Source organism: Luteibacter sp. P4_E6, from assembly GCF_056401535.1.
Window position 1 is genome coordinate 1 of sequence record NZ_JBFUJE010000619.1, and the last position, 2,139, is coordinate 2,139.

Here is a 2,139-nt window from a genome sequence, read left to right on the forward strand (position 1 = left end):
CGTCAGGCCGACGTTCTTGAAGTCGCCACGCAGCTTACCCTCGCCGACGACGAGGACGCGATCGCTCACGCCGAGCACCTCAGGCATYTCCGAGGACACCATGATGATCGCGACGCCCTTGGCGGCCAGTTCGAACATGAGTTTATAGATGTCGTACTTGGAGCCGACATCGACGCCACGGGTGGGCTCGTCCAGGATCAGGACCTTGGGCCCGGGCAGCAGCATCTTGGTCAGCACGGCTTTCTGCTGATTGCCGCCGGAGAGGCCCATGATGGCAAGCTCCGGACTGGCCGTCTTCACGCGAAGGCGCTTGATCTCGGCGTCGACCACCTGCAGCTCGGCCTGGCGGTCGATCTGACCGGCATGCGCGTAATGCGAGAGGGTCGCGAGGGTGATGTTGTCGCCCACGCCCAACAACGGAACGATACCCTGGCGCTTGCGGTCTTCAGGCACGAGCGAGAGACCGGCCTTGATCGCCTGCTCTGGGCTCTTGATCTTGATCGGCTTGCCTTCGAGGACCAGCTCGGCCTCGTAGCGACCCGGATAGGCGCCGAAGATCGCGGAGACGAGCTCGGTACGGCCTGCGCCCACAAGACCGGCGATGCCGAGGATTTCGCCCCGCCGAAGCTGGAAGGAAATATCGTCCACGCGCTTGCGGTTCGGGTTGGCGAGGTCCCAGCAGGTGACGTGCTTCGCTTCGAAGATCACATCACCGATGTCGTGATCCACCTTCGGGAACAGGTTCTCGATATCGCGGCCGACCATCGCGGTGATGATCGAATGCGTGGTCATCTCGCTCATCGGCTTGGTGACGATGTGCTTGCCATCGCGGATCACGGTGACGGTATCGCAGACGCGCGCCACTTCCTCGAGCTTGTGCGAGATGTACACGCAAGCAACGCCATCGTGCTTGAGGTCCTCGATGATCRCCAACAGCGTGTCGGTCTCGGAGGAGGTCAGCGATGAGGAGGGCTCGTCGAGGATGAGCAGACGTGCATTCTTGGCCAGCGCCTTGGCGATTTCGAACAGCTGCTGGTAGCCGCCGCCGTAGTTCATCACGGGTGCCGCGACGTTGACGTCCTTCAGCTTGAGCCGCGCAAGCAAGGCATCGGCTTTCGCATACATCGCGTCGTAATCCATCACACCGCCGAACTTGCGGATCTCGTTGCCGAGAAAAATATTCTCGGCAACGGAGAGCTGCGGAACCAGCATCAGCTCCTGGTGGATGATGACAATGCCGGCCGCCTCGCTGTCACGCACGGATGCCGCGCGCAGGGGCTTGCCGTCAAAAAGAATTTCGCCTTCCCAGGTACCGTAGGGGTACACGCCGGAGAGGACTTTCATCAGGGTCGACTTGCCGGCGCCATTCTCGCCGCACAGGCCGACGCACTCGCCTGGCCGCACAGCCAGGTCGATGCCATTGAGYGCGCGTACGCCGGAAAATTCCTTGACGATATTGCGCATCTCGAACAGGTATTCGCTCACCGATATTTCCTTTGGCAGGACGACGCCCCGCCATCAGGCGGGGCGTCGTCGATCTTACGCCTAACGCTAGCTTACGGGCCGACCTGCGCCTGGGTGTAGAAGCCGTCCTTCACCACGAGGTCGACGTTCTGCTTGGTCAGMAGGGTCGGGGTGAGCAGGATGGTGTTGATGTCACCCTTGCCGTTGTTCATCTTGGAGGTGAACTGCGGCGCGGTGCCCTGGGCCAGGTCGATGGCCAGGTTGGCGGCATCGGTGGCGATCGTCTTGATCGGCTTGTAGACCGTCATGGTCTGCGTGCCGGCCTTGATGCGCTTGATCGCGGCGAGATCGGCATCCTGGCCCGACACGGCCACCTTGCCAGCCAGCTTCTGGCCGGTCAGGGCGGCGATGGCGCCGCCGGCGGTGCCGTCGTTCGAAGCGACGATGCCCTGGATGTTGTTCTTGTTCGCGGTCAGCGCGTTCTCGATGATCGACTGCGCGTTCGAGGCAAGCCATTCGTTGGTCCACTGCTGGCCGACGATCTTGATGTCACCCTTGTCGACCAGCGGCTTGAGCACCTTCATCTGGCCCTCGCGAAGGATCTTCGCGTTGTTATCGGTCGGGGCGCCACCGAGCAGGAAGTAGTTGCCCTTCGGAGCCGCGTTGACCACGCCC

General features: G+C 62.2%; 2 protein-coding genes. Both read right to left on the reverse strand.

All coding sequences use genetic code 11. The features are described from left to right. A partial coding sequence (locus AC1DT2_RS21540) for a xylose ABC transporter ATP-binding protein (RefSeq protein WP_477298623.1) occupies nucleotides 1-1,485 on the reverse strand: 1,485 nt, incomplete at its 3' end. 71 nt (nucleotides 1,486-1,556) lie between these two features. Further along, nucleotides 1,557-2,139, reverse strand: a 583-nt coding sequence (locus AC1DT2_RS21545) for a substrate-binding domain-containing protein (protein WP_477298624.1), incomplete at its 5' end; no start/stop codon positions are given.